The 24,402-nt window shown below is 70.8% G+C and carries 20 protein-coding genes; 15 read left to right on the forward strand and 5 right to left on the reverse strand.

The features are described from left to right. Positions 1-279: 279 nt before the first annotated feature. Entirely contained in the window at positions 280-1,377 is a 1,098-nt protein-coding gene (locus FGX59_RS25210) for an ABC transporter ATP-binding protein (protein ID WP_240722696.1), read from the forward strand. Between the two features lie 4 nt (positions 1,378-1,381). Here FGX59_RS25210 and FGX59_RS25215 read toward each other — a convergent pair whose 3' ends face one another. Together FGX59_RS25215 and FGX59_RS25220 are read right to left on the reverse strand one after the other, a co-directional pair. Continuing rightward, positions 1,382-2,857 carry an inorganic phosphate transporter gene (locus tag FGX59_RS25215; RefSeq protein WP_138469899.1) on the reverse strand — a complete coding sequence of 492 codons (1,476 nt, stop codon included), beginning with the start codon at positions 2,855-2,857 and terminating at the stop codon, positions 1,382-1,384. A gap of 24 nt (positions 2,858-2,881) precedes the next feature. After that, complete coding sequence (locus FGX59_RS25220) at positions 2,882-3,361, reverse strand: NUDIX hydrolase (protein ID WP_138469900.1); 480 nt, start codon at positions 3,359-3,361, stop codon at positions 2,882-2,884. Between the two features lie 357 nt (positions 3,362-3,718). Here FGX59_RS25220 and tatA point away from each other — a divergent pair, with 357 nt between their 5' ends. Genes tatA through FGX59_RS25240 form a run of 4 tightly spaced genes read left to right on the forward strand, consistent with a single transcriptional unit; the run spans position 3,719 to position 6,121 of the window. Next, a complete protein-coding gene (tatA, locus tag FGX59_RS25225; protein WP_138469945.1) occupies positions 3,719-3,931 on the forward strand; it encodes a twin-arginine translocase TatA/TatE family subunit in 213 nt (70 codons plus the stop codon). Between the two features lie 6 nt (positions 3,932-3,937). Continuing rightward, entirely contained in the window at positions 3,938-4,411 is a 474-nt protein-coding gene (gene tatB, locus FGX59_RS25230) for a Sec-independent protein translocase protein TatB (protein ID WP_138469901.1), read from the forward strand. After that, positions 4,408-5,286: a twin-arginine translocase subunit TatC gene (gene tatC / locus FGX59_RS25235; protein WP_138469902.1), complete on the forward strand. Its 879-nt coding sequence runs from the start codon at positions 4,408-4,410 to the stop codon at positions 5,284-5,286. The genes tatB and tatC overlap by 4 nt, the downstream gene beginning before the upstream one ends. After that, complete coding sequence (locus FGX59_RS25240; RefSeq protein WP_138469903.1) at positions 5,270-6,121, forward strand: ATP-binding protein; 852 nt, start codon at positions 5,270-5,272, stop codon at positions 6,119-6,121. Before tatC ends, FGX59_RS25240 begins: the two co-directional genes overlap by 17 nt. Positions 6,122-6,315: 194 nt before the next feature. Here the strand turns inward: FGX59_RS25240 and FGX59_RS25245 are convergent, their stop codons facing one another. After that, positions 6,316-6,945, reverse strand: coding sequence for a glutathione S-transferase family protein (locus tag FGX59_RS25245; protein WP_206078430.1), 630 nt, complete (start codon positions 6,943-6,945; stop codon positions 6,316-6,318). 128 nt (positions 6,946-7,073) lie between these two features. On the opposite strand from FGX59_RS25245, the gene FGX59_RS25250 reads away from it, so the two are divergent. The 4 genes from FGX59_RS25250 (at position 7,074) to FGX59_RS39360 (ending at position 11,595) form a co-directional block, all read left to right on the forward strand. After that, positions 7,074-8,504 (forward strand): nitroreductase family protein, encoded by a 1,431-nt coding sequence (locus FGX59_RS25250; protein ID WP_138469904.1) that lies wholly within the window; start codon positions 7,074-7,076, stop codon positions 8,502-8,504. Positions 8,505-8,580: 76 nt separating this feature from the next. Further along, positions 8,581-9,987, forward strand: a complete 1,407-nt coding sequence (locus FGX59_RS25255; RefSeq protein ID WP_138469947.1) for a YcjX family protein — start codon at positions 8,581-8,583, stop codon at positions 9,985-9,987. A gap of 25 nt (positions 9,988-10,012) precedes the next feature. Next, positions 10,013-11,038, forward strand: a complete 1,026-nt coding sequence (locus FGX59_RS25260; protein WP_138469905.1) for a YcjF family protein — start codon at positions 10,013-10,015, stop codon at positions 11,036-11,038. A gap of 323 nt (positions 11,039-11,361) precedes the next feature. Continuing rightward, positions 11,362-11,595, forward strand: a complete 234-nt coding sequence (locus tag FGX59_RS39360; protein WP_255471640.1) for an isochorismatase family protein — start codon at positions 11,362-11,364, stop codon at positions 11,593-11,595. 1,769 nt (positions 11,596-13,364) lie between these two features. Here FGX59_RS39360 and FGX59_RS25270 read toward each other — a convergent pair. Further along, positions 13,365-14,645: a PAS domain-containing protein gene (locus FGX59_RS25270; RefSeq protein ID WP_138469906.1), complete on the reverse strand. Its 1,281-nt coding sequence runs from the start codon at positions 14,643-14,645 to the stop codon at positions 13,365-13,367. A 323-nt stretch (positions 14,646-14,968) separates the two neighbouring features. Between FGX59_RS25270 and ileS the strand changes: the two genes are divergently transcribed. The 3 genes from ileS to FGX59_RS25285 all read left to right on the forward strand — a co-directional run bounded on the left by ileS (position 14,969) and on the right by FGX59_RS25285 (position 20,740). Further along, positions 14,969-17,944, forward strand: coding sequence for an isoleucine--tRNA ligase (gene ileS, locus FGX59_RS25275; protein WP_138469907.1), 2,976 nt, complete (start codon positions 14,969-14,971; stop codon positions 17,942-17,944). A gap of 260 nt (positions 17,945-18,204) precedes the next feature. Continuing rightward, on the forward strand, positions 18,205-20,061 hold the full coding sequence (gene edd, locus FGX59_RS25280; RefSeq protein WP_138469908.1) for a phosphogluconate dehydratase: 1,857 nt from the start codon (positions 18,205-18,207) through the stop codon (positions 20,059-20,061). A gap of 13 nt (positions 20,062-20,074) precedes the next feature. Beyond that, entirely contained in the window at positions 20,075-20,740 is a 666-nt protein-coding gene (locus FGX59_RS25285; protein WP_138469909.1) for a bifunctional 4-hydroxy-2-oxoglutarate aldolase/2-dehydro-3-deoxy-phosphogluconate aldolase, read from the forward strand. Positions 20,741-20,746: 6 nt separating this feature from the next. Here FGX59_RS25285 and FGX59_RS25290 read toward each other — a convergent pair whose 3' ends face one another. After that, on the reverse strand, positions 20,747-21,289 hold the full coding sequence (locus FGX59_RS25290; protein ID WP_138469910.1) for a dihydrofolate reductase family protein: 543 nt from the start codon (positions 21,287-21,289) through the stop codon (positions 20,747-20,749). Positions 21,290-21,443: 154 nt separating this feature from the next. Here FGX59_RS25290 and FGX59_RS25295 point away from each other — a divergent pair, with 154 nt between their 5' ends. The 3 genes from FGX59_RS25295 to FGX59_RS25305 are packed head-to-tail and all read left to right on the forward strand — an operon-like array spanning position 21,444 to position 24,331. Continuing rightward, positions 21,444-22,655 carry an RSP_2647 family RNA methyltransferase gene (locus FGX59_RS25295; protein WP_138469911.1) on the forward strand — a complete coding sequence of 404 codons (1,212 nt, stop codon included), beginning with the start codon at positions 21,444-21,446 and terminating at the stop codon, positions 22,653-22,655. Further along, positions 22,652-23,182, forward strand: a complete 531-nt coding sequence (locus FGX59_RS25300) for an RSP_2648 family PIN domain-containing protein (protein WP_138469912.1) — start codon at positions 22,652-22,654, stop codon at positions 23,180-23,182. Before FGX59_RS25295 ends, FGX59_RS25300 begins: the two co-directional genes overlap by 4 nt. A gap of 42 nt (positions 23,183-23,224) precedes the next feature. After that, positions 23,225-24,331, forward strand: coding sequence for a pyridoxal phosphate-dependent aminotransferase (locus tag FGX59_RS25305; RefSeq protein ID WP_138469913.1), 1,107 nt, complete (start codon positions 23,225-23,227; stop codon positions 24,329-24,331). Positions 24,332-24,402 lie beyond the last annotated feature (71 nt).

A 24,402-nucleotide genomic window follows, 5' to 3' on the forward strand; every position in this document is an offset into this window, starting at 1 on the left:
TCCCTCGACGAGCTGCTGACAAAGATCGCCTGAGCCCCCGGGGCAAAAGGCAAAGCGCAGGGCCCCGCCGGAAACGGCGGGGCCCTTGTGCATTCCGCCGGAGCGCATTCCGCCGGGGGGGGGCGCATGCCCCGGCTGCCGAAGTTTTCGGCAGCGCCGCGCCGCGGCGAGGGCAGGAACCGTGCCGGGCGGGCGCGGCAGCGGGTCCCGCTTGTCGCGCAGGTCCCGGGGTGCTACGGCCAAAACTCTAGCAGTTGCATCAGAATTGACCTTTCCCACGTGCCCGAGACGACGCCCCGACTGGAAATCCGCAAGCTGGAACGTGCCTTCCACGGCCATCCCGTTGTCAACAAGGTGTCTCTGGGCATCGAAGCGGGGGAATGCGTCTGCCTGCTGGGCCCGTCGGGCTGCGGCAAGTCGACGACGCTTAGGATGATCGCCGGGGTCGAAGTGCCCGATGGCGGCGAGATCCTGCTCGACGGCCGCGCGGTTTTCGGGCCGGGGGTCTTCGTCGAGCCGGAGAAGCGCTCGATCGGGCTGATGTTCCAGGATTTCGCGCTCTTCCCGCATCTGACCGTGGCCGAGAATGTCGCTTTCGGGCTGAAGGGCAGCAAGCCGGAGAAGCGCGGCCGCGTCACCGAGCTGCTCGCCCGGGTCGACATGGCGGGCTATGACAACGCCTTCCCGCACGAGCTGTCGGGCGGCGAGCAGCAGCGCATCGCGCTGGCGCGCGCGCTGGCGCCGCGGCCCAAGGTGATGCTGATGGACGAGCCCTTCTCGGGGCTCGACAACCGGCTGCGCGACGGCATCCGCGACGACACGCTGGCGCTGCTGAAAGAGGAGGGCACGGCGGTTCTGATGGTCACGCACGAGCCCGAGGAGGCGATGCGCATGGCCGACCGGATCGTGCTGATGCGCGACGGGCAGATCGTGCAGTCGGGCGCGCCCTACCACATCTACAACAAGCCGGTGGACAAGGCGGCGGCGGCGTTCTTCTCGGATATCAACGTGCTGAAGGGCACGGTGCGCGGGGCGACCACGGAAACGCCCTTCGGCTCCTTCTTCGCCCCGGGCGTGCCGGACGGCACCGAGGTGGAGATCGTCATCCGCCCGCAGCACCTGAAGATCGATTTCGACCGCGGCGGCAAGGGCCCGGCGCCGACGCCCGAGCATGGCGTCCCGGCCCGCGGCAAGGTGCGCCGCGCGCGCTATCTGGGCCGCGAGAGCCTGGTCGAGTTCGAGATGGAATTCGACGGTTCGCGGCTTCAGGCGGTGATCCCGGGCGTCTTCCTGCCCGAGGAGGGCCAGCGGCTCTGGCTGATGATGCGGCGCGACCGCTGCCACGTCTTCCCGGTCGCGGCGCCGCTTTCGGCCTGAGGCCTCAGCCCGCCACCAGCGACAGCGCCAGGTAGCCCGCCGCCGAAAGCAGCGCGGCCGCGGGCACGGTGACGATCCAGGCGGCGATGATGGTCAGGAAATGCGAGCGCCGCACCAGGCGGCGGCGGGTGCGCTCCTCGACCGGCAGGCGCTTCTGCGGATCGCGGGCGCGCGACAGCCGCTGCTCGTGCTCCCATTCGCGGTAGAAGCCGACGCCGAAGACGCCGCCGATGGTGATATGGGTCGAGCTGACCGGCATGCCTGCCCAGGAGGCGAGGATGACGATGATCCCGGCCGAGAGCGCGATGCAGCTGGCGCGCAGCGGGTTCAGCCGGGTGATCTCGTCGCCGACGAGCTGCACCAGTTTCGGCCCGAAGAGCAGCAGGCCCGCCGAGATGCCCAGGGCGCCGATCATCGTCACCCAGAAGGGGAAGGCGACGATCTCGTCGGCATGGCCGACCTCGACCGCATGCACGATCGCGGCCAGCGGGCCGATCGCGTTGGCGACGTCATTGGCGCCATGGGCGAAGGACAGGATCGCGGCAGAGAAGATCAGCGGCAGGCGGAACAGCGTCTTGAGCGAGCGCTTGCGGTTCTCCAGCCCTTCCGAGGCGCGGTGCACCGCGGCGCGCGAGCCCGCCCAGGCGGCCGCGCCGGCCAGGGCGCCGCCGCCGATCACCACGGCCGGGGACAGGGAGGCGGGGTAGGCCAGCCCCTTGATGCCCAGGTAGATGGTGAAGGTCGCCGCCATGGCCGCGATCATGACCGGCACCCAGATGCGGGCGGCGGCGATCTTGTCCTCGCGCTCGACCACGGCGCGGGTCAGCAGCGCCAGCAGCCCGGCCGAGAGCAGCCCGCCGGCCAGCGGCGACACGACCCAGGTGGCGGCGATGGCGGCCAGGCTCGACCAGTGGATGGCGGCGACGCCCGCGGCGGCCAGTCCGGCGCCGATCATCGCGCCCAGCACCGCATGGGTGGTCGAGATCGGCGCGCCGATCCAGGTCGCGATATTCAGCCACAGCGCCGCGCCGAGCATCGCCGAGAGCATCGCCAGCGTGTAGCTGCGCAGGTCGCCGAAGCCCGGCTGGTCGATGACGCCGCTGGAAATCGTGGTGATGACCTCGCGCCCGCCGATCAGCGCGCCCGCGCTTTCGCAGACCGCGGCGATGGCGATGGCCCCGCCCATGGTCAGCGCTCGCGCGCCGACCGCCGGGCCCATGTTGTTGGCGACGTCGTTGGCGCCGATATTGATCGCCATGTAGGCGGCGAAGACCGCTCCGGCGACGACAGCCAGGCTGCCGGCCGAGGAGATCCCGGCCAGCAGGGCCGCGACGATCGCGGCGGCTGTGACGAAGAGCATGGCGAGCCCGGCGCCGACGAAGGGGCGCACCGCGTAGATGCTGGCCGCCTCGAGCGTCGAGACGCGGCCGAGATCGCGGTCCAGCGTCGTCCACTGGGTGTCCCTGTCCTGTCCGGCCATGTCTCGGCTCCGGGTGCTTCGGGCTCAGCCGCGCGGCGGCGGCGGGCAGGGCGCCTCGAAGGCGCGCAGCATCTCCTGCAGCCCCTCCTCGTCGACAAGCTGCGCCGCCTCGGCGGGGGCGAACCAGCGCCGCTCGCGCTGGCCCAGCTCGGGATAGTCCTCGGCCAGCGACTCGAACTGCATCGCGTAGACCGCGACCGAGACCGGCACGGGCAGGCCGCCATCGAGCCGCTTCAGGTAGGAATAGTAGCCCGCCAGGACCGGAGCGCCAGGGCGGAACCGCACGCCGGCCTCTTCCCAGGCCTCCTCGGCGGCCGTGCCCGCGGCGTCGAGCCCGCGCTTCGGCCAGCCCTTCGGCAGGACCCACCGCCGCGTCTCGCGCGACGTCACCATCAGGATCTCGGTCTCCGCGCCGCTGCCGCGATGGCACAGCGCCGCCACCTGGAAGCGGGGCGGGCGGCGCAGCAGCGGGCCGAGGAAATCATGGATGAGGGCGTGGATCATCTGTTCGGTATCGGACACTCGTCGTCGAAAAGGGGGAATGCGGGGATTCCGGCGTCAATTGGACGTTTGCACTTACGCGCGTCTTGCCGCAGGATCAATGCCGCAGGCGCCCGGAATCCGAAAACGTGTCCGCAGTTGCGGCGGCATGGCAACAATCCGGGCCTTCCGCGGCCGGTTGGGCCCGCGGCCGGTCGGGCTGTGCAGGCGCTGCCGCTTTGCTAGTCATCCGGCGCCGCAAGGCAAGGCGGTTTTGCCATCCGCGGCGGTTTTGCCCTTCTATCCGGCGCGCGGAGCCTCTACATACGCGATACTGTCCGGGACGCGGGTTCGGCCCGGACCTGCAGTATGGAGACCAAGATGCTGAACAATATCGGCCCCATGGGCTTGATCCTGATCGCCGTGGTGGTGCTGGTCCTGTTCGGGCGCGGCAAGGTCGCCGGCCTCATGGGCGAAGTGGGCAAGGGGATCACCTCGTTCAAGCGCGGCATGAAAGAGGGCCAGGACGAGCTGGAGAAGCCGGCCGAGACCAAGGACGTGACCCCGAGCGAGACCGCCAAGGACAAGGTGTAAGCCTTAATGTTCGACATCGGCTGGACCGAGCTCGTGGTCATCGGCGTGGTGGCCCTGATCGTCGTCGGACCGAAGGACCTGCCGGTGATGTTCCGCACCCTGGGGCAGTTCACCGGCAAGGCACGGGCGATGGCGCGGGAATTCACCAGCGCGATGAATGCCGCCGCCGACGAGGCGGGGGTGAAGGACGTGGAGAAGAGCCTCCGCGACATCTCCAACCCGCGCGCGGCCGGGATGCGCAAGATGCAGGACGCCGCCGACGCCTTCGAGAAATGGGATCCGATGGCGGGCCGGGACGGCAAGTCCGGCGGCGACGGCAAGTCCGCCGCGGACGCGCCGAAGGCGCCCGCCGGGCCGTCCTCGCGCGCCGAAGCCGAGGCGGCGATGGCCGGCAAGGCGGCGACCGGGCCCGCGCCCGCGCCTGCAGCGCCTGAGGCGCCCGCCGCCGGGACCGACAGCCAGCCGGACAAGAGCGCATGACCGACGACGACATCGACGACAGCTCCGCCCCGCTCATCGAGCATCTTGCCGAGCTCCGGACGCGGCTGATCCGCTCCGTTCTGGCCTTCGTGATCGCGATGGTGCTGTGCTTCACCGTGGCCGAGCAGCTGCTCGACTTCCTGGTGCAGCCGATCGCCGAGATCCTGCGCGCCCGCGGCGAGGATCCGCGGCTGATCTTCACCGCCCCGCAGGAGAAGTTCTTCGTGCTGGTGCGGATCTCGGTCGTGGCGGGCTTCGGGCTGAGCTTCCCGGTGATCGCCCACCAGATGTGGCGCTTCGTGGCGCCGGGGCTCTACAAGTCCGAGAAATCGGCCTTCATGCCCTTCCTGATCGCCTCGCCGGTGCTGTTCCTCGCGGGGGCCGCGTTTGCGCAGTACGTGGTCACGCCGATGGCGATGAACTTCTTCATCGGCTTCTCGGACGCGATCCCGGCGCTGGCCAACATGATCGCGGGCAACGGCGATTTCGAGGCGCCCGCAGGCAGTGCCGCGCAGGAGGAGCTGAAGACCGTCTTCCTCGGCTCGGTGCGCGAGAGCCTAGACCTGTCGCTGAAATTCATCTTCGCCTTCGGGCTCTGCTTCCAGCTGCCGGTGCTGCTGACGCTGATGGGCAAGGCCGGGATGGTCTCGGCCCGCGGCCTGGCGGACATGCGCAAATACGCGGTGGTCGGCATCCTGACGCTGGCCGCGCTGGTGACGCCGCCGGACGTGATCACCCAGGTGATCCTGTTCACCGTGGTCTATGCGCTCTACGAGGTGTCGATCTTCCTCGTCGCCCGCGTCGACCGCGAACGCGAGAAGCGGCTGAAGGCCGAAGGACTATGGGACGAGGAAGTCGATGGACACGGCGTTTGACCCCGATCCGCTGACCCGCATCGCCGAGGCGCTGGAGCGGCTCAGCCCGCCGCCGGGCTCGGTGCCGAATTTCGACGCGGCCGATGCCTTCGTCTGGCAGACCGCGCCGGACCGGCTGGCGCCGGTGGCGAAGATCAGCCGGATCGATCTCGACCTGCTGGTCGGGATCGAGCGCTCGCGCGATACGCTGCTGGCCAATACGCTGCAATTCGCCAGGGGCTTCCCGGCCAATAACGCGCTTCTCTGGGGCGCGCGCGGCATGGGGAAATCCTCGCTGGTGAAGGCGGTGCACGGCGCGGTCCTGGCGCAGGGGCACGAGGTGAAGCTCGTCGAGATCCAGCGCGAGGACCTGCCGACGATCGGCCGGCTCCTGCATGTGCTGCGCGAGACCGAGACCCGGGTGATCCTGTTCTGCGACGATCTCAGCTTCAGCCATGACGACCAGCACTACAAGTCGCTCAAGGCGGTGCTCGATGGCGGGATCGAGGGGCGGCCGGACAATGTCATCCTCTACGCGACCTCCAACCGCCGCCACCTGATGCCGCGGGACATGATCGAGAACGAGCGCGGCTCGGCGATCAACCCGGCCGAGGCGGTAGAGGAGAAGGTCTCGCTGTCGGACCGGTTCGGCCTCTGGCTCGGCTTCCACGCCTGCTCCCAGGACGACTACCTGGCGATGATCGAGGGCTACTGCCTGGCCTACGGGCTGGAGATCTCCGCCGAGGCGCTGCGCGCCGAGGCGATCGAATGGCAGGCGACCCGCGGTTCGCGCTCGGGCCGGGTGGCCTGGCAGTTCTTCACCGATCTCGCGGGGCGGAACGGCATCCGCCTCTGAGCGCTGCCGCATTTGCGCCATGAAAGGGCCCGGGGATTGCCCCGGGGCCTCCCTCATGGCGCCATCTGCCGGGGCTAGGACGGTGTCATCGCAAGCGAGCGATCAAAGGTCCCGGGGCCGAGCACTCATAGCCCCCGCACCGCGGAGCCCCGGGACCTCAAACCTCTCCAGACATCGCGAACCGCCCGGACGCCTCAGGCCTCTTCCAGCAGCTGCTCCGGCCGGTAGCCTTCCTCCTTCAGCACCCGCGACACGACCGGCCGCGCCAGCATCAGCCGGAAATGCGCCAGCAGCTTCGGCGGCATCGCAACGCGGGTCTTGGCGGCCCAGAATTCCACGTAGAACAGCACCGGATCGGCGGCCGAATAGCTGCCCGCGGCATAGCCCTCGGGCGGCAGCACGGTCTCGAGCCAGTCGAAGCCCGCGGCGACGATCCGGCGGCCCATCGCCTGGGTGCCGGGATCGCTGCCGAAGGCCCCGGCCGAGAAGATCCGCGCGAAGCCCTGGCCGTGGATCGTCGCGGTGACATGCGACATGATCTCGAGCGCGCGGGTCTGCGCGGCGGGGTCCTCGGGCCAGAAGCGGCGCGAGGCCTGGCCGAGCCAGACGGCGATCGCCAGGAGCTCGGTCATCACGGTGCCGTCGCGGCGCACCAGGACGGGGATCGAGCCCTTGGGGTTCAGCGCCAGGAAGTCGGGGGTCAAATGGTCGCCGCGGGGCAGGTTCACGACATGCGCCTCGAAGACCTCGCCCATTTCCTCGAGCAGGATGTTGAGCGCGGTCGTGCACGAGCCCGGCGCCATGTAGAGTTTCATGTTTCCCATCTGTGGTCCTTTCCTGAGCCAAGGGGCGGCGAACTGCCTGCGCTTTCCGCAAGCGGCGAAGGGGGAGCCCCCGCATCAGGTGCGGGGGATGGACCGCAGGGCGGCAGCCGTCCTTCCCTCGCCGCACCATGACCGAGACCGATCCCTCCGCCGCGCTGGCCGCGGTTCTGCGCTATCACGAGGCCAGCAAGCACCGTGCCGCGGGCGTCGCGCCGGGGCCGGGCCCGGTCGACTGGGACGCCCAGCCGGCGCGGGTGCGGGGCTATCCCGGCTGCTTCCGCCTGCCGCTGGTCGAATCGCGCGTGCCGCCGGGGCCGCCCGGGGCGATGACGCTGGGGCGGATGCTGGCGCTGAGCCTCGGGGTCACCGGCTGGAAGGTCGAGGGCGACGATGCAAGGCCGGTGCGCGCGGTGCCCTCCTCGGGCGGGCTCTATCCGGTCGAGGCGCATGTCATCGCGGGCGGGCTGCCGGGGCTGGCCGACGGGATCTGGCACTACGACCCGGAGGCGCACGGGCTGGAGCTGCGCGCCGAGGCGGCGCTGCCGCCGGGGCTGTGGATCGCGCTCAGTTCGGTGGCGGGGCGCGAGGCCTGGAAATACGGGCTGCGGGCCTTCCGCTACACCCAGCTCGATCTCGGCCATGCGCTCGGCGCGCTCTGCCTCGGCGCGGCAGCGATGGGCTGGCAGGCCCGGATGCTGCCGCCCGAGGGGCTCGGGGCGCTCCTGCGGCCTGGCGCGGGGGAGGTGCCGGAGGCGCTCCTGCGGATCGGGCCGGGGCAGGGCGCGCCGGTGGCGGAGGGGGCCGTGTGGCAGGGCGCGCCCGCGGAGCTGGAGCCGGGGCTCTGCGATCCCTGGCCGGAGCTTGCCGAGGTGCAGGCGGCCACCCTGCGCCCCGCGGCCTGGCCCGCATCGCGCCCGCCGCAGGTCCCGTGGCGGCCGAAGCCGCAGATCCTGCAGGCAAGGCGCAGCGCCCGCCGCTTCACCGCCCGCGAGCCGGTCCCGGTAGAGAGCCTGGCTCGCATCCTCGGCGCGCTCGATCCCGCCCGCGCGCCCTTCGGGCTCTGGCCCTTCGCGCCGCGGATCCATGCGGCCGTCGCGGTCCACAAGGTTGCGGGGCTGGCGCCGGGGCTCTTCCTGCTGCCGCGTGGGCCGGGGGCGCCCGCGCTTGCAGGCGAGGCCGTGCCGGAGATCCCGGGGCTGCTGCGGCTCTCGGAGGGCGATCTGAGGCGCGAGGCGCGGGCGGTTTCCTGCGGGCAGGGCATCGCCGCGGAGGGCGCGGCCTGCCTGATGCTCCTCGCCGAGACCGCGCCGCTGCGCGACGATCCCTGGCGCTACCGCCAGCTCCACTGGGAGGCGGGGCTGGCCGGGCAGATGCTGTACTACGCGGCCGCCGCCGAGGGGCTTGGCGCTTCGGGCATCGGCTGCGTGCTCGAGGACGAGGCGGCGGCGCTGGCCGGGCTGCCGGAGGGCCATGCCGTGCTCTACAACTTCGCCATCGGCCGGGCGCGGCCGGACCCTGCGCTGAGAGACCGCCCCCCGGACCCGCCGTCGCACTGGTAAGTGCCCGTTCCGCGGCCTATCTCGGTCACAGGCGGAAGCGAGGACAGCACGGGTGATCGGATCCCTGATCGACACGATGGCGCGCAGCGTCGAGGAGGCGGGCAGCGCGGTGAGCGAGGCCTTCCTGGAACCGGTGGTGCGGCTCGGCGTGACCGGGCTCAGCCGGTCGGGCAAGACCGTGTTCATCACCTCGCTGGTGGCCAACCTGCTGGACCGCAACCGCATGCGGCAGCTGGAGCCCGCAGCGACGGGGCGGATCCTCACGGCCTATCTGCGGCCGCAGCCCGACGACACGGTCGCGCGCTTCCCCTATGAGCGGCACCTGGCGGCGATCACCGGCACCGATCCGCACTGGCCCGACGGCACCCGCGCGATTTCCGAGCTGCGGCTGTCCTTCCGGGTGCGGCCCAAGGGGCTGGTCGGCGGGCTGAAAACGCTCGGCGGGCTGACCGGGCCGCGCACCGTGCATCTCGACATCGTCGACTATCCCGGCGAATGGCTGCTGGATCTGGGCCTTCTCGACAAGTCCTATGCCGAGTGGTCGCAGACCGCGCTGTCGCGGCTGGCCACCCGGCCGGGCGGGCAGGCCTATCTCGACGCGATGGCGGCGGCCGATCCGGCGGCGGGGTTCGAGGACCAGCTGGCCGAGACCCTGGCCGGTCTCTTCGCGGCGAGCCTGCGCGCCTCGCGCGAGGCCGGATTCTCGGACTGCTCGCCCGGGCGCTTCCTGCTGCCCGGCGAGATGGAGGGCTCGCCCGCGCTGACCTTCGCGCCGCTGCCGCCCCGGGGCGACGCGCCGCGGCGCAGCCTCTGGCGGGAATTCGAGCGCCGCTTCGAGGCCTACAAGTCCAAGGTGGTCAAGCCCTTCTTCCGCGACCATTTCAGCCGCATCGACCGGCAGGTGGTGCTGCTCGACGTGCTGGGCGCGATCCATGACGGCCCGGCCGCGCTGGAGGACCTGCGCGGGGTGATGGCCGATGTGCTGGGCGCCTTCCGCCCGGGCGCCAATTCCTGGCTCTCCTCGCTGCTCCTCGGCCGCCGGGTGGAGAAGATCCTCTTCGCCGCGACCAAGGCCGACCACCTGCACCATTCCCAGCATGCCCAGCTGGCGGCGATCACCGAGGCGCTGGTGCGCGAGGCGCGCGACCGGGCGCAATTCGCCGGCGCCGAGACCGGGGCGATGTCGCTTGCCGCGCTGCGCGCCACGGTCGAAGAGACGCGCCAGCATGGCGGGCGCAAGCTCGACATGGTGCGCGGACGGCGGCTCGATACCGGGGCGGAGGCGGCCTTCTATCCCGGCGAGCTGCCCGCCGATCCGATGCGGCTGCTGGCCCCGGCCCGCGAAGGGGCGGAGCGCTGGCTCGATGCCGACTACCAGGTCATGCGCTTCGCGCCGGCGCCGCTGACCCTCGTGCCCGGGGACGGGCCGCCGCATATCCGGCTGGACCGGGCGGCGCAGTTCCTGTTCGGGGACAGGCTATGACACGGATGGCGGCGGGAGGCCCGAGATGACCCGAGACGATACCCTGCGCGGCGGCCCGGTGCTGTTCGACATCGGCACCGGGGACGAGCCCGCGGCCGAGACGCCCTCGACCGCGGCGCCGGTCGGAGAGGACCCGGCGGCCGAGGCGGCAGCGATGGCGACGCTGGCGCATCTGGCGGCGCGCGACCGCTCGGTTCTGGGGCGCTGGTTCCTCGGGCTCGGCGCGGCGCTGGTCTCGGCCTTCTTCGGCATGGCGGCCTGGGCGGCGGTGGCCGCGCTGATGCAGGCCAGCCCGGTGCTGGCGGGGGCGATGACGCTCCTGCTGGCGGCCTTCCTGCTGGTCGCGGTTATCCTCGTGCTGCGCGAGCTCTGGGCGCTGTCGCGGCTGTCGCGGCTCGACCGGATCCACCAGGCGGCGGCCGAGGTGCTGGCCCGCGGCGATCTGGAAGCCTCGCGCAAGCTCGCGCTCAATCTGGGCAGCTTCTATGCCGGGCGGCGCGACCTGGAATGGAGCGCGGGCGGGCTCGAGAAGGCGGTGACGGAGCATTTCGACGCCGATGCGGTGCTGGGCGTGACCGAGCGGGCGCTGGTCGCGCCGCTCGACCAGCGCGCGGTGCGCGAGGTCGAGGCGGCGGCGCGGCAGGTGGCGACGGTGACGGCGCTGGTGCCCCTGGCGCTTGCCGATCTGGTGACGGCGCTGGTCGCCAATCTGCGGATGATCCGACGGATCGCGGAAATCTACGGCGGCCGCGCCGGGGTGCTGGGCGCCTGGCGGCTGACGCGGGCGGTGCTGACCCATCTGGTGGCGACCGGCGCGCTGGCGGTCGGCGACGACCTGATCGGCTCGGTCGCGGGCGGCGGCCTGGTCAGCCGGGTGTCGCGGCGCTTCGGCGAGGGCGTGGTCAACGGCGCGCTGACCGCGCGGGTCGGCGTCGCGGCGATCGAGGTCTGCCGCCCGCTGCCCTTCCTGACCCAGACCCGGCCCTCGGTGACGCGCATCGTCCAGCGCTCGCTGCGCGGGCTCTTCTCGGAGCCGGGCGCGAGAGGATGACGGACGCTCCGGAGAGTGGCGCCGGCATGCAGCCCTCCTGATCATCGACATGCAGATGGAGATGCAGCGCCGGATCGATTCCGGGGCAGACTGCGTCAATCCCGGATGCGCCCTGGCGGAGGCCTTCCGCCGCAGCGGGCGGCCGGAGCTGCATGTCCGCCATGGCGATCCCGATCCGGCCGGGCCGTTCCATGCCTCCGCGCCGATGCCCTGCGCGCTGGCCGGGGATGGCGAGCCGGTTTTCATCAAGACGACCTCCTCGGCCCTTGCCAGCACGGTCCTGGAGGCGCATCTGCGCGGGCAGGGGGATCGGCCGCCTGGCCGTGGCCGGCGCGGTGGCGGGGTTCTGCGTCAATTCGACGGTCCGCCATGGCTGCGATCCGGGCTTCGGCATGACGGTGGCCCGCGACGCGGTGCAGGGCTTCGGCCTGCCGCAGGACGGGCTGTCGGCGGAGGTGGTCTTCGCCGTGACGATGGCCGCGCTCGCTGCGGATTTCGCCCGCTGCGCCGGCACCTCCGGGCTGCTCCGCGCGCTCGCCGGCGGGGCGGCGGCTTGAGACGTGAGCAAATAGGCGAGCTGCCCCGCAAGGCAGGCCCGTGACCGGTTCGCCGCAAGGGAGGCGAGCTTTGCCCGTCCTGATCTGACGGACTTCACGCATGCGGCGATTCAGCCCCCGTCTGTCAAAGAGCCGCGCGGCGTGGCACGGGGCGACAAGCGAGGGCTCGACGGCATCTTCCGCAGCGCCCTTGCTCGGCCTGCCCGGGCGCTGCGGGTCCCGCACCACCGTCCGCAATCCAGTCAATCGTCCGGCCAGGTCAGCCGTCTGGATGCCGGTCTCGGACCCACTTGCGGAACGCTCCCCGGACCGCAACCCGTTCAGCGACGCCCGATCATCCGTCCCTCCAGTCCGCGTCCTCGGGCGATGGGCGGGCGGAGATCATGCCATCGATCGTTGCCGTGGCGAACTGAGAAACAGGATTGACGACAAAATCGATCTGCGCAGCCCGCCGGGGCGGGTGTTCGGCAGGGCTGCTGCCGGCGATTTTCCCGCCGCCCGCCCGTGCCTTCCGGAGCGGCGCCGACCGTCGTTGCGACGGCCGCGCCATTCTCCTGCACGTAGATGCGATGTCATCTGTCCGCTTCCCTGGCTCGGGCTTGCAGCAGGGTCTCCGTCCCGCTCAATCGCCAAGGGCATGCCTTCGATCCGGCGCGGGCGCGGTCTTTGGACGGCGGCCTCCCGAGTAGCGCAGGCGCAGCTTCCAGCGGAGGTCTTTTCGGAAATATGCCTCCACCCGCGATCCGCGGAGAGACTGCCGACAGGATGCCGGTTCGGGCAAATTCGGCTTGCCGGTGCTCACGGCGCAAGCCGGCGGCAGGTCCTGGCCACGGCCTCGCCGGAACCTGGCCTCGGCGTGCCCTCGGAGGTCCGCAATCCGGCGGCTGTCTGGGCAACACGGTCCGGCGGGGGGGGGCGTGCCGCTGGCCTGCGGCCAGCCGCGGCGCGGGACATGCGGGAGATGCAGTCCGGGTGCGGAGGGTCGGTTCTGCGGGGGCGCACAGGGGTTTTCCGGAGGATCACAGCGATCTGGCTGTCGGTCGGATTGTCTGGGTGCCGCCAGATGGCGGATCGCCTCGGAGGCGGGCGCAGCGATGGCAGGTTGCGCGGAGGGCAGATTGCCTTGGGGGTGGGGCCGGCGTTTGCGGGCTGCGCGGCGGATGGTCGTGGGGGCGGGCGCAGCGATAGGAGGCTGCGCGGAGAGTAGATTGCCTTGGGGGTGGGTCCAGCGTTTGCGGGCTGCGCGGCGGATGGCCGTGGAGGCGGGTCCGGCGTTGGCGGGCTGCTCGGAAGGCGGATGGTTGTGGGGGCGGGCGCGGTGATGGCAGGTTGCGCGGACGACAGAGCGCAGCCCGGGCCTTTCGCGCCGGTCGGGCCAGAGGGGCCGTCCTGTCCCTCCGGCGAATGCTCCCGGCCTAAGGCGCAAGCCGTGTTGCTGCTGTCGGCGGGCTGGGGAATGCGCCCTCCGGATGAATCCGCTGCGGCCGGTGGTGCGGCGAGTAATGCCGCAGAGCTTCGCGGTCCGTGAACCTCGCGGCTCTGGTCGTCGGCCTTCGGAGCCGTCCGGGCCCCCGACCACCGGCGCATTGCGCAGAATCCGGCGGCAGCCGGGCAGGGGATTGCGAGAATGGCTGCCACCGGGACGCGTATGGCGGTGCAGGGAGGGGCGCACTCTCCGGCCGGCCCAAGGCATGGGAGACGGCTCCTGGCCGGGGGCGCCACGGCCGCCGGAGAAGGGTCCGGCGCACGGGGCTCTTGCCGGGACAGGGTCACTCCGCGGCGGTGCCGAGGGCGCTTCCCGCCTCGCGCGCGTCGCTGCAGGAGGAGGTCAGGCTGCAGGCCGTGCGCTGGACCAGGCGGTTGCGCTCGTCGATGCGCTGCAGCCGCTCCTCGATATTTTCCTGGAACTGGTCGAGCTGGCGGATGACGCTGACCAGGTTGTCACCGGTGTTGCGCAGCCGTGCGCCCTCGATCTTGCACATCATCCGCGTCGCGCCGAGACCGGTGATCAGCCGCTTCATGTCGCGCACCGACTGGGTGAAGCGCGCCGCCTGCCGCGCGACCATCGCCATGCCGTCCTGCGCCTGCAGGTCATAGGCAAGCCGCTGCTCGTTCAGGATCCGCGTCTCGGCTGCGACATCCATGTGCTCGTCCAGTCCGGTCTCGCGCTGGAAGGCGGCGACCATCTCCTGCTGGATCAGCGCGGTGCATTGCAGGAACTGCGCGGTTTCGATCGCGCGGGTCATGTCGTGGAAGGAGCCGCCGTTCTCGTCGGCGAAACTGTGCATCCAGCCCGAGATCTCGTCCGAGAGAATGCCGTAATTGGCGGAGATCACGCTGATCGGCCCGCCCGCCGCCTCCAGCCGCGAGGCGAGGATGCGCATGTTGTAGGGGATGCCGCGGATGCTCTGGAACACGTCCGAAAGCTCGCCGGTCTGGTCGGCGACCTCGCGCAGCGCGCCGGTGATGGTGCGGAAGGGCCCTATCCAGGGCGCCTCCGTCCGCTCCAGCCGCTCCGAGCGGGCGGCGGTCTCGGTCGCGGCGGCATGGGACATGAAGGCCCGGTAGCTGGGAAACCCCATCTCCTTCAGCCGCTCCAGCAGGAGCGCGGCCGAGGTCTCGGGCGTCAGCCCCTCGCTGCGCTCGCGCGCCAGGAGCGCCGCATATTCCGCCTCCACCGTCTTCAGCAGCGGACTGACCGGCTTCAGCCGGATCGAGAGATAGCCGTCCTTCACCGGGGAGACGAAGGCGAAGACCCAGTAATGCAGCCCGTCGCGGGCCATGTTCTTGACATAGGCGCCGATCGGCTCCCCGGCCTGGATGGTCGACCAGAGCAGGTGGAACACCGCCTTGGGCATGTCCTTGTGGCGGATGACCTTGTGCGGTGCGCCGATCAGCCGGTCCCAGGGATGGTCGGCGACGCGCTGGAACACGGTGTTGCCGGTCTGGATCACCCCGCGCCGGTCGGTGCGCGAGAAGAACAGTTCCGTGACCTCGAACGGAGCCTCGCCCTGGCTGGGGCGGCGGGCATGCAGGGGCGGGGTGCTCATCTGCGGGCGGAATCCGGGACGGACTGGGCTGCGGCGGGGAACTGCGACACTGGGGACTCCTCACTCCTGCGGTACCGGCGCCCGGACTCCGGGCAGGGGGACCTTAGGCGACTCGCCCTTTGCGAAGGCTTAATGCCGCCGCGCCGCGCCGGGGCGCTTTACCTCGGCGCCGGGCCTGCCTATAACCCGCGCCATGACCGCGATGTGCATCATTATTGCGCGAATTATCCGCCCGGCGCTCCACGCTTGAGTTGCCGGGCCAAGGCGCATGATCTGCCGCGCCGCCATCGCCGTTCACGAATTTCCCCTTGAGGACCGCCCCGATGTCGTCTGAGACCGAGACCCCCGACTACAAAGACACGCTGTTCCTGCCGAAAACCGACTTCCCGATGCGCGCGGGCCTGCCCAAGCGCGAGCCCGGCTGGCTGGCGCGCTGGCAGGAGATCGGCATCTATGACCGCCTGCGCGAGAAGGAGGGCCGGGCGCCCTTCACGCTGCATGACGGCCCGCCCTATGCCAACGGCCATCTCCATATCGGCCACGCGCTCAACAAGGTGCTGAAGGACATGGTGGTCCGCTCGCAGCAGATGATGGGCAGGGACGCGCGCTACATCCCCGGCTGGGACTGCCACGGCCTGCCGATCGAGTGGAAGATCGAGGAGCAGTACCGCGCGAAGGGCAGGAACAAGGACGAGGTCCCGGTCATCGACTTCCGCCAGGAATGCCGCGCCTTCGCCGAGGGCTGGATCGGCATCCAGCGCGACGAGTTCAAGCGGCTGGGCGTCACCGGCAAGTGGGAGAAGCCCTATCTGACGATGGACTTCCACGCCGAGCGGGTGATCGCCGAGGAATTCATGAAGTTCCTGATGACCGGCACGCTCTACCAGGGCTCGAAGCCGGTCATGTGGAGCCCCGTGGAAAAGACCGCGCTGGCCGAGGCCGAAGTCGAGTACCACGACCACAAGTCCCACACGATCTGGGTGGCGTTCAAGGTGCGCCGCGCCGAGGGCGCGCCGGTGCCCTTCGACGAGGAGGCCGGCGACTACGACACCGCGAACCAGGCGCTGCTCGACGAGGAGCTGGCCGGGGCGCGGGTAGTGATCTGGACCACCACCCCCTGGACCATCCCCTCGAACCGGGCCGTCGCCTTCTCGAAGGCGATCGAGTACGGGCTCTACCGGGTGAAGGCCACGCAGGAGGAGAGCTGGACCGCCGCGGGCGAGCTCTATGTCTTCGCCGACAAGCTGGCGGGCGATGCGCTGGAGAAGGCGCGGGTCACCGAATACGAGCGGGTGCGCAGCGTTACCGCCGAGGAGCTGGGCCATCTGGTGCTGGAGCATCCCTTTGCCGCGCTCGAGGGCGCGGAGGGCTTCTGGGACTACGACGTGCCGGCGATCGACGGCGAGCACGTGACCGACGATGCGGGCACGGGCTTCGTCCATACGGCGCCGAGCCACGGCCAGGAGGACTACGAGGCCTTCGTCGCGCGCGGCTGGATGGACCGGATGACCCACAATGTCGGCGAGGAATCCGAGTTCCTGCCGCATGTGCCGTTCTTCGCAGGGCTGCAGGTCTTCGACCGCAAGGGCAAGGAAGGCAAGGCCAACCGCGCCGTGATCGAGAAGCTTGTCGAAGCGGGCGGCATCATCGCGCGCGGCCAGGTCAAGCACTCCTATCCGCATAGCTGGCGCTCCAAGGCGCCGGTGATCTACCGCAACACGCCGCAATGGTTCGCCGCCATCGACCGCGAGGTCGGCGACGGCCAGGACACCTATGGCAAGACGATCCGCCAGCGCGCGCTGACCTCGATCGACGAGCTGGTGACCTGGACGCCCCGCACCGGGCGCAACCGGCTCTATTCGATGATCGAGGCGCGGCCCGACTGGGTGCTGTCGCGCCAGCGCGCCTGGGGCGTGCCGCTGACCTGCTTCACGAAGAAGGGGGCGCTGCCGACCGATCCGGACTTCCTGCTGCGCGACCCCGAGGTCAACGCCCGCATCACCGCCGCCTTCGAGGCCGAGGGCGCTGATGCCTGGTACAAGGACGGCGCCAAGGAGCGCTTCCTCGGCAACGGCTACAGCCCGGAGGAATGGGACCAGGTCTTCGACATCCTCGATGTCTGGTTCGATAGCGGCTCGACCCATGCCTTCGTGCTGCGCGACCGCGAGGACGGATCCGAGGACGGCATCGCCGATCTCTACCTGGAAGGCACCGACCAGCACCGCGGCTGGTTCCACTCCTCGATGCTGCAGGCCTGCGGCACTAGGGGGCGGGCGCCCTATCGCGGCGTGCTGACCCACGGCTTCACGCTCGACGAGAAGGGCATGAAGATGTCCAAGAGCCTGGGCAACACGATCGCGCCCGAGCAGGTGATCCAGCAATACGGCGCCGACATCCTGCGGCTGTGGGTGGCGCAGTCGGACTATACCGCCGACCTGCGGATCGGGCCGGAAATCCTCAAGGGCACGGCCGACAGCTACCGCCGGCTGCGGAACACGATGCGCTTCCTCCTGGGCAATCTCGACGGGTTCACCGAGGACGAGCGGATCGACGTGTCGGAAATGACCGAGCTCGAGCGCATGGTGCTCGACTGGGTGGCCGAGCTCGACGACGTGGTGCGCGAGGGCTATGCCGCCTACGACTTCCAGGGCGTGTTCAACCGGGTGTTCAACTTCGCCACGGTGAATCTCAGCGCGGTCTATTTCGACATCCGCAAGGACGTGCTCTACTGCGATGCGCCTGACAGCCTGCGCCGCCGCTCGGCGCGCACCGTGCTCGACATCCTCTTCCACCGGCTGACCGCCTGGCTGGCGCCGGTGCTGGTCTTCACCATGGAGGAAGTCTGGCTGGAGCGCTTCCCGGGCGAGACCTCGTCGATCCACCTGCAGGATTTCCCGGCGGCCAATCCCGAATGGAAGGCGCCGGAGCTGCGGGCCCGCTGGGAGACGCTGCGCAATGTCCGCCGCGTCGTCACCGGCTGCCTCGAGCTGCAGCGCCAGGAGAAGGTGATCGGTTCGTCGCTGGAAGCGGCGCCGGTGGTGCACGCCCCGGCCGAGGTGATCGCGATGATCGGCGAGGATGCGCAGAGATTCGCGGATATCTGCATCACTTCTGCGCTAGTGCTGAGCTCGGAGCCGGTGCCCGAAGGCGCCTTCACCCTGCCGGACGTGCCGGGGGTGGGCGTTGTCTTCGCCAAGGCGGAGGGCGCGAAATGCGGCCGCTGCTGGAAAGTGCTGCCGGATGTCGGCACGCATGCGCATGCGGGCGTCTGCGGCCGCTGCGACGAAGCGCTCGGCTGACGCCGCGAAGGGAGAGGGCCGCGGGAGAGGGAGTTCCCTCTCCCGCACCCTCACCCCGCCGCCCGTGCCCAGCCGCGGGACAGGGAGCCGGCCGGGCGGTTCTCCGGTCGGTGCGGACAAAGTGTCGGCCCCGCTTCCGGCATGGCCGCAGCCGTCATGCCTCCGGGTCAGGGACCGCGACGCTTTTAGCGGTGGAAACGGACGCCTGTTAGCGGTATCAGTCATAATTGGGACACGTAACCACAGCTCGAGGAACCGCCATGGCCCTGCATTCCGTCATCGCAGAGGTCACGGAGCGCATCCGTGACCGCAGCCGCGACACCCGCCAGACCTATCTGGACCGGATGAAGGCGCAGGCGGCGGACGGACCCCGCCGCGCGCACCTGACCTGCGGCAACCAGGCCCATGCCTATGCCGCGATGGGCGACGAGAAGGACGCGCTGGCCGCCGGCCGCGCGCCGAATATCGGCATCATCACCGCCTATAACGACATGCTCTCGGCGCATCAGCCCTATGAGCGCTATCCCGACATGATCCGCGCCGCCGCGCGCGCCGCGGGCGGCACCGCGCAGGTCGCCGCCGGCGTGCCCGCCATGTGCGACGGCGTCACCCAGGGCCAGACCGGCATGGAGCTGTCGCTCTTCTCGCGCGACGTGATCGCGCTGGCCGCGGCGGTCGGGCTCAGCCACAACACCTTCGACGCGGCGCTCTATCTGGGCGTCTGCGACAAGATCGTGCCGGGGATGATCATCGCCGCCGCCACCTTCGGCCATATCCCGGCGGTCTTCCTGCCGGCCGGGCCGATGACCTCCGGCCTGCCCAATGACGAGAAATCCCGCGTCCGCCAGCAATTCGCCACCGGCGAGGTCGGCCGCGACAAGCTGATGGAGGCCGAGATGGCCTCCTATCACGGCCCGGGCACCTGCACCTTCTACGGCACCGCGAATACCAACCAGATGCTGATGGAGTTCATGGGCCTGCACCTGCCAGGCGCGAGCTTCATCAACCCCAATACGCCCCTGCGCGACGCGCTGACCGTCGCGGGGACCGAGCGGGCGCTTGCGATCACCGCGCTCGGCAACGACTTCCGGCCCGTCAGCTCGATCCTCGACGAGCGCGCCTTCGTCAACGGCATCGTCGGGCTGATGGCCACCGGGGGCTCGACCAACCTGGTGCTGCACCTGCCCGCCATGGCCCGCGCCGCGGGGATCCAGCTCGATCTCGACGATTTCTCGGCGATCAGCTCGGTCGTGCCGCTGATGGCCAAGGTCTATCCGAACGGCCTCGCGGACGTGAACCATTTCCACGCGGCCGGCGGGCTCGGCTACATGATCGGCGAGCTGCTCGCAGGCGGGCTGCTGCATCCCGATACCGAGACCGTCGCGGGCACCGGCCTGTCGCACTACACCCAGGAGCCGGTGCTCGATGCCGGCGCGCTCGGCTGGCGGGCGGGCGCCGCGGAGACGCTGAACGACAAGATCCTGCGTCCCGCCGCCGATCCGTTCCAGCCGCAGGGCGGGCTGAAATCCCTCGACGGCAATCTCGGCCGCGGCATCATGAAGGTTTCGGCCGTCGCGCCCGAGCATCACGTGATCGAGGCCCCGGCCGCCGTCTTCCAGGACCAGGAGTCGGTCAAGGCCGCCTTCAAGGCGGGCCAGCTCGACCGCGACGTGATCGTCGTCGTCCGCTTCCAGGGGCCGAAGGCCAACGGCATGCCCGAGCTGCACGGGCTGACCCCGGTGCTCTCGGTGCTGCAGGGCCGCGGCCACAAGGTTGCGCTGGTGACAGACGGGCGCATGTCGGGGGCATCGGGCAAGGTTCCTGCCGCAATTCACGTCACTCCCGAGGCCGCGGATGGCGGGCCTCTGGCGCGGCTGAAGGATGGTGATATCATCCGGGTCGATGCCACCAACGGCGTCCTGGCCCTCGCCGGCGACGCGGAGGAGTTCGCCCGCCGCCCTGCCGCCGCGCCGGATCTGAGTGCCAATGGTTTCGGTCTGGGGAGGGAACTCTTTGAAGTCTTCCGAGCATCTGTGGGCTCTGCCGCGGACGGCGCCCGGGTGGTTGCGGGAGGCCATGCGCCTCAGGCCGCCACCGAAACCGCATCTGCCCTATAGAAGGAAAACGCCGATGACACCCCATCAGGCCAGCGATTCCCTGCGCGAGCTCGCCGAGCTTGCCCCGATCATCCCGGTCATCGTGGTGAAGAACGTCGAATATGCCAAGCCGCTGGCCGAGGCGCTGGTGGCAGGCGGCCTGCCGGCGCTGGAGGTGACGCTGCGCACCCCGGCGGCGCTGGAGGCGATCCGCATCATGTCCCAGGTCGAGGGCGCGGTGGTCGGCGCGGGCACCGTGCTGACGCCGAATGACGTGCAGCGCGCGCAGGATGCGGGCGCGACCTTCGCGGTCTCGCCGGGCTCGACCCCGACGCTTCTGCAGGCCTGCGAGGCCGAGGGCCTGCCGATCCTGCCCGGGGCGGCGACGCCCTCGGAGGTGATGGCCAACCTGGAGCGCGGCTACGAGCTGCAGAAATTCTTCCCCGCCGAGGCCGCGGGCGGCGTGCCGATGCTGAAATCCATCGGCGGCCCGCTGCCGCAGGTCAGCTTCTGCCCGACGGGCGGCGTCTCGGTGAAGAACGTGACGCAGTACCTGGCCCTGCCGAACGTCATCTGCTGCGGCGGCTCCTGGGTCGCCCCCGAGAACATGATGGCCGAGGGCGACTGGGACGGCATCGCCCGTCTCGCCGCAGAAGCCGTGGCCATCGCCAAGGGCGAGAAGGCGGCCGAACCGGCCTGATCCGGCTCAGCCCTGCTGGGCGACCCGGTAGCGCGACTGCACGAGACCCGAGGCGAAAGCCCGGGTCTCTTCGTGTTCCAGGGCGATTTCGGCGGGCAGTGCGCCGAAAAGCGGCCGGCCGCCGCCGAGGAGCAGCGGAACATGCGTCACCGTCAGCCCGGCGATCAGCCCGGCACCGAGGAAGGACGTCACCAGCTGCCCGCCATCGACATAGGCGCGGGCATGGCCGCGGGCGGCGAGCAGGGCCATCGCCGCGGCAGGGGAGGCATCCGAGAATTCGACGCGCCCCTCGAGCCCCGCGGGCACCGGGCGGCCCGCAAGCTGCCGCGACAGCACCAGCACGGGCAGCGCATAGGGCCAGGGATCGAAGCCCTTGGCGGTTTCCCAGGTGCCGCGGCCCATGACGATCGCGTCCATGCCTGCGATGAACCGCCCGTAGCCGGTATCCTCGCCGGAGCTGCCGAAGGGCTCCAGCCAGTCGATGCCGCCATCCGCACGGGCGATGTAGCCGTCGAGGCTGGCGGCGATGAAGACATGTCCGCTGGTCATGGAGCCTCCCTGCCGGATCGCGGGCATCAGCGCATGGCCGGGGCCCCGGCGTCAACTCCGGCGCCAACTCCGGCGCCGCACGACGCTCGGCGCTTTCCAAAGCGGCGCGGCTGATCTATAGGCGGAGACCCTGCCGCCTCCGGGAGTCCCAGACATGACCGACACTGCCCGCCCCGCCATCCGCCTGATGCCCAAGGCCGATGCCCGCTCCATCCGCTGGGGCGCGCCCTGGGTCTATGCCGACAACCTGGTGACCGACCGGCGCACCCGCGCGCTGGCGCCGGGCACGATCGCCGTGCTGCAGGATGCCGAACGCCAGGACATGGCGCTGGTCGCGGTCAATCCCGCCTCGAAGATCATGGCGCGGATCATCGACCGCGATCCCGCGGCCGTGGTCGACAAGGCCTGGTTCGCCCGCCGCTTCGCCCGCGCGCTGGACCTGCGCTCGCGGCTCTATGCCGAGCCCTTCTACCGGCTGATCCATGCCGAGGCCGACGGGCTGCCCGGGGTGGTGGTCGACCGCTTCGGCGACACCGCGGTGATCCAGCCCAATGCCGCCTGGGCGGAGGCGCATCTCGACCTGATGGTCGAGGCGCTGGTCGAGGTGACCGGCATCGCCAATGTCCTGAAGAACGCCTCCGGCCGGGCGCGCAGCCTCGAAGGGCTCGACGACGAGAGCAAGGTGCTGCGCGGCACGCTGGCCGAGGGGCCGGTCGCGGTGAAGATGAACGGCGCCACCTACATGGCCGACCTGGCCGGCGGGCAGAAGACCGGGCTCTTCTACGACCAGCGCGACAACCAGGCTTTCGTCCAGCGGCTGGCCCGCGGCACGCGCATGCTCGACGTGTTCTCGCATGTCGGCGGCTTCGGCCTGGCCGGTCTGGCGGGCGGCGCGGCGCATGTGACCTGCGTCGATGCCTCGGCCGCGGCGCTGGAGCTGGCCCAGCAGGGCGCCGAGGCGATGGGCCAGGGCGCCGCCGCTTTCGCCACGCGCCAGGGCGATGCCTTCGACGTGATGACCGCGCTCGAGGACGAGGGGCTGCATTTCGACCTGGTGGTCTGCGACCCCCCCGCCTTCGCGCCGTCGAAGCCCGCGCTCGAGGCCGGTCTGCGCGCCTACGAGAAGGTCGCGCGCTCGGGCGCGAAGCTGGTGGCGCCCGAGGGCGGCTACCTGGCGCTGTGCTCCTGCTCGCATGCCGCGACGCTTGAGAAGTTCCGCAATGCCTGCCTGCGCGGCGTCGGCCGGGCGGGGCGGCAGGTGCAGCTGATCCATACCGGCGAGGCTGGGCCCGACCACCCGCTGCATCCGCAGCTGGCCGAGTCGGGCTACCTGAAGGCGATCGTGTTCCGCGTGCTGCCCCTGTGAGAGCCGTCCTCGACGCCTGCGTGCTGTTTCCGACGCTGACGCGCGGGCTCCTGCTCGACGCGGCGGCGGCAGGCGTCTTCACCCCGCTCTGGTCGCCGCGCATCGCCTTCGAATGGACCCATGCCGCCGGGCGCGAGACGCCCGCGGCCGAGGTCGCGGCCGAGGCGGCGATGCTGGCCGCGCGCTGGCCCGGGGCGGAGGTGGCGCTGCCCGACGGGCTGGAGGCGACCCTGTCGCTGCCCGATCCCGACGACATCCATGTTCTGGCCGCGGCGATCGCGGGCGAGGCGCAGGCGATCGTCACCTTCAACATGCGCGACTTTCCCGGCCGCACGCTGGCGCGGCACGGGGTGACGCCCTGGCATCCCGATTCCTTCCTGCTCGAGGCGCTGCGCGAGGCCGAGGCGCCGATGCTGGACGCGCTGCGGGCGCGGCTTTCCGGCCTCAGGGACGGGGACAGCCCGCGGGCGCTGCTGAAACGGGCACGCCTGCCGCGCTTTGCCAAGGCGGCCGAGCCGCTGCTCTGAGGCCTCTTGCAGGCGCCGGGCAATAGCGCCAGAACACGGGCCATGACCCGCTCGCTTCTCACCCCGCTTGTCGCCGCCCTGCCTGCCACCGTGCCCTTCATCGGCCCCGAGGAGATGGAGCGCCGCCGCGGCCGTCCCTACCGGGCGCGGCTGGGTGCCAACGAGAATGTCTTCGGCCCCTCGCCGAAGGCGGTGGCGGCGATGGAAGCCGAAGCGGCAGAGACCTGGAAATACGGCGATTCCTCCTCGAAGGAGCTGCGCGCCGCGCTGGCCGCGCATCTGGGCGTGGCCGAGCCGCATGTGCTGATCGGCGAGGGGATCGACGGGCTCCTGGGCAATCTGGTGCGGCTGACGGTGGGGCCGGGCGATACCGTCGTCACCTCGGCCGGGGCCTATCCGACCTTCAACTACCATGTCGCGGGCTTCGGCGGGACGCTGGTCACCGTGCCCTATCGCGACGACCGCGAAGACCCGGCGGCGCTGATCGACAAGGCGCGCGAGACCGGGGCGAAGCTGGTCTATCTGGCCAATCCCGACAACCCGATGGGCACCTGGCACGACGCGGCGACCGTGCAGGCGATGATCGAGGCCGTGCCCGAGGGCTGCCTGCTGGTGCTCGACGAGGCCTATATCGAATTCGCGCCCGAGGGCACCGCGCCGGCCTTCGCGCCCGAGGACAGCCGGGTGATCCGGATGCGGACCTTCTCCAAGGCCTACGGGCTGGCGGGCGCGCGCGTGGGCTATGCGGTGGGCGAGGCCGGTCTGATCGCGGCCTTCGACCGTATCCGCAACCATTTCGGCATGGCGCGGATCAGCCAGGCCGGGGCGCTGGCGGCGCTGGAAGACGGGGCGCATCTCGACTGGACCCGCGCGCAAGTCTCCGCGGCGCGCGACCGGATCGCCGCCATCGGCGCCGCGAACGGCCTGCCGGCGCTGCCCTCGGGGACGAATTTCGTCGCGCTCGACTGCGGCGCGGACGGCGCCTTCGCCCGCCGCGTGCTCGAGGAGCTCGACGCGCGCGACGTCTTCATCCGCAAGCCCTTCGTCGCGCCCGAGGACCGCTGCATCCGCATCTCGGCCGGGCGTCCCGAAGAGCTCGACCTGCTGGAAGAGGCGCTGCCCGCGGCGCTGGCCGCCGCGCGCGGCTGAGCGGAGGGGGCGGCGACCGGCCGCCTTCGCCACGGGGCGGTCAGCGGCTAGACCCGTGGCAGAGTGCAACT

It is taken from the genome of Poseidonocella sp. HB161398 (assembly GCF_005870025.1).
Classification (GTDB): domain Bacteria; phylum Pseudomonadota; class Alphaproteobacteria; order Rhodobacterales; family Rhodobacteraceae; genus Mangrovicoccus.

Coding starts and splice junctions, on each gene's coding strand:
- FGX59_RS25215 (WP_138469899.1), bottom strand. CDS start 2,857: ATGGCCGGACAGGACAGGGACACCCAGTGGACGACGCTGGACCGCGAT.
- FGX59_RS25220 (WP_138469900.1), bottom strand. CDS start 3,361: ATGATCCACGCCCTCATCCATGATTTCCTCGGCCCGCTGCTGCGCCGC.
- tatA (WP_138469945.1), top strand. CDS start 3,719: ATGCTGAACAATATCGGCCCCATGGGCTTGATCCTGATCGCCGTGGTG.
- tatB (WP_138469901.1), top strand. CDS start 3,938: ATGTTCGACATCGGCTGGACCGAGCTCGTGGTCATCGGCGTGGTGGCC.
- tatC (WP_138469902.1), top strand. CDS start 4,408: ATGACCGACGACGACATCGACGACAGCTCCGCCCCGCTCATCGAGCAT.
- FGX59_RS25240 (WP_138469903.1), top strand. CDS start 5,270: ATGGACACGGCGTTTGACCCCGATCCGCTGACCCGCATCGCCGAGGCG.
- FGX59_RS25245 (WP_206078430.1), bottom strand. CDS start 6,945: ATGGGAAACATGAAACTCTACATGGCGCCGGGCTCGTGCACGACCGCG.
- FGX59_RS25250 (WP_138469904.1), top strand. CDS start 7,074: ATGACCGAGACCGATCCCTCCGCCGCGCTGGCCGCGGTTCTGCGCTAT.
- FGX59_RS25255 (WP_138469947.1), top strand. CDS start 8,581: ATGGCGCGCAGCGTCGAGGAGGCGGGCAGCGCGGTGAGCGAGGCCTTC.
- FGX59_RS25260 (WP_138469905.1), top strand. CDS start 10,013: ATGACCCGAGACGATACCCTGCGCGGCGGCCCGGTGCTGTTCGACATC.
- FGX59_RS25270 (WP_138469906.1), bottom strand. CDS start 14,645: ATGAGCACCCCGCCCCTGCATGCCCGCCGCCCCAGCCAGGGCGAGGCT.
- ileS (WP_138469907.1), top strand. CDS start 14,969: ATGTCGTCTGAGACCGAGACCCCCGACTACAAAGACACGCTGTTCCTG.
- edd (WP_138469908.1), top strand. CDS start 18,205: ATGGCCCTGCATTCCGTCATCGCAGAGGTCACGGAGCGCATCCGTGAC.
- FGX59_RS25285 (WP_138469909.1), top strand. CDS start 20,075: ATGACACCCCATCAGGCCAGCGATTCCCTGCGCGAGCTCGCCGAGCTT.
- FGX59_RS25290 (WP_138469910.1), bottom strand. CDS start 21,289: ATGACCAGCGGACATGTCTTCATCGCCGCCAGCCTCGACGGCTACATC.
- FGX59_RS25295 (WP_138469911.1), top strand. CDS start 21,444: ATGACCGACACTGCCCGCCCCGCCATCCGCCTGATGCCCAAGGCCGAT.
- FGX59_RS25305 (WP_138469913.1), top strand. CDS start 23,225: ATGACCCGCTCGCTTCTCACCCCGCTTGTCGCCGCCCTGCCTGCCACC.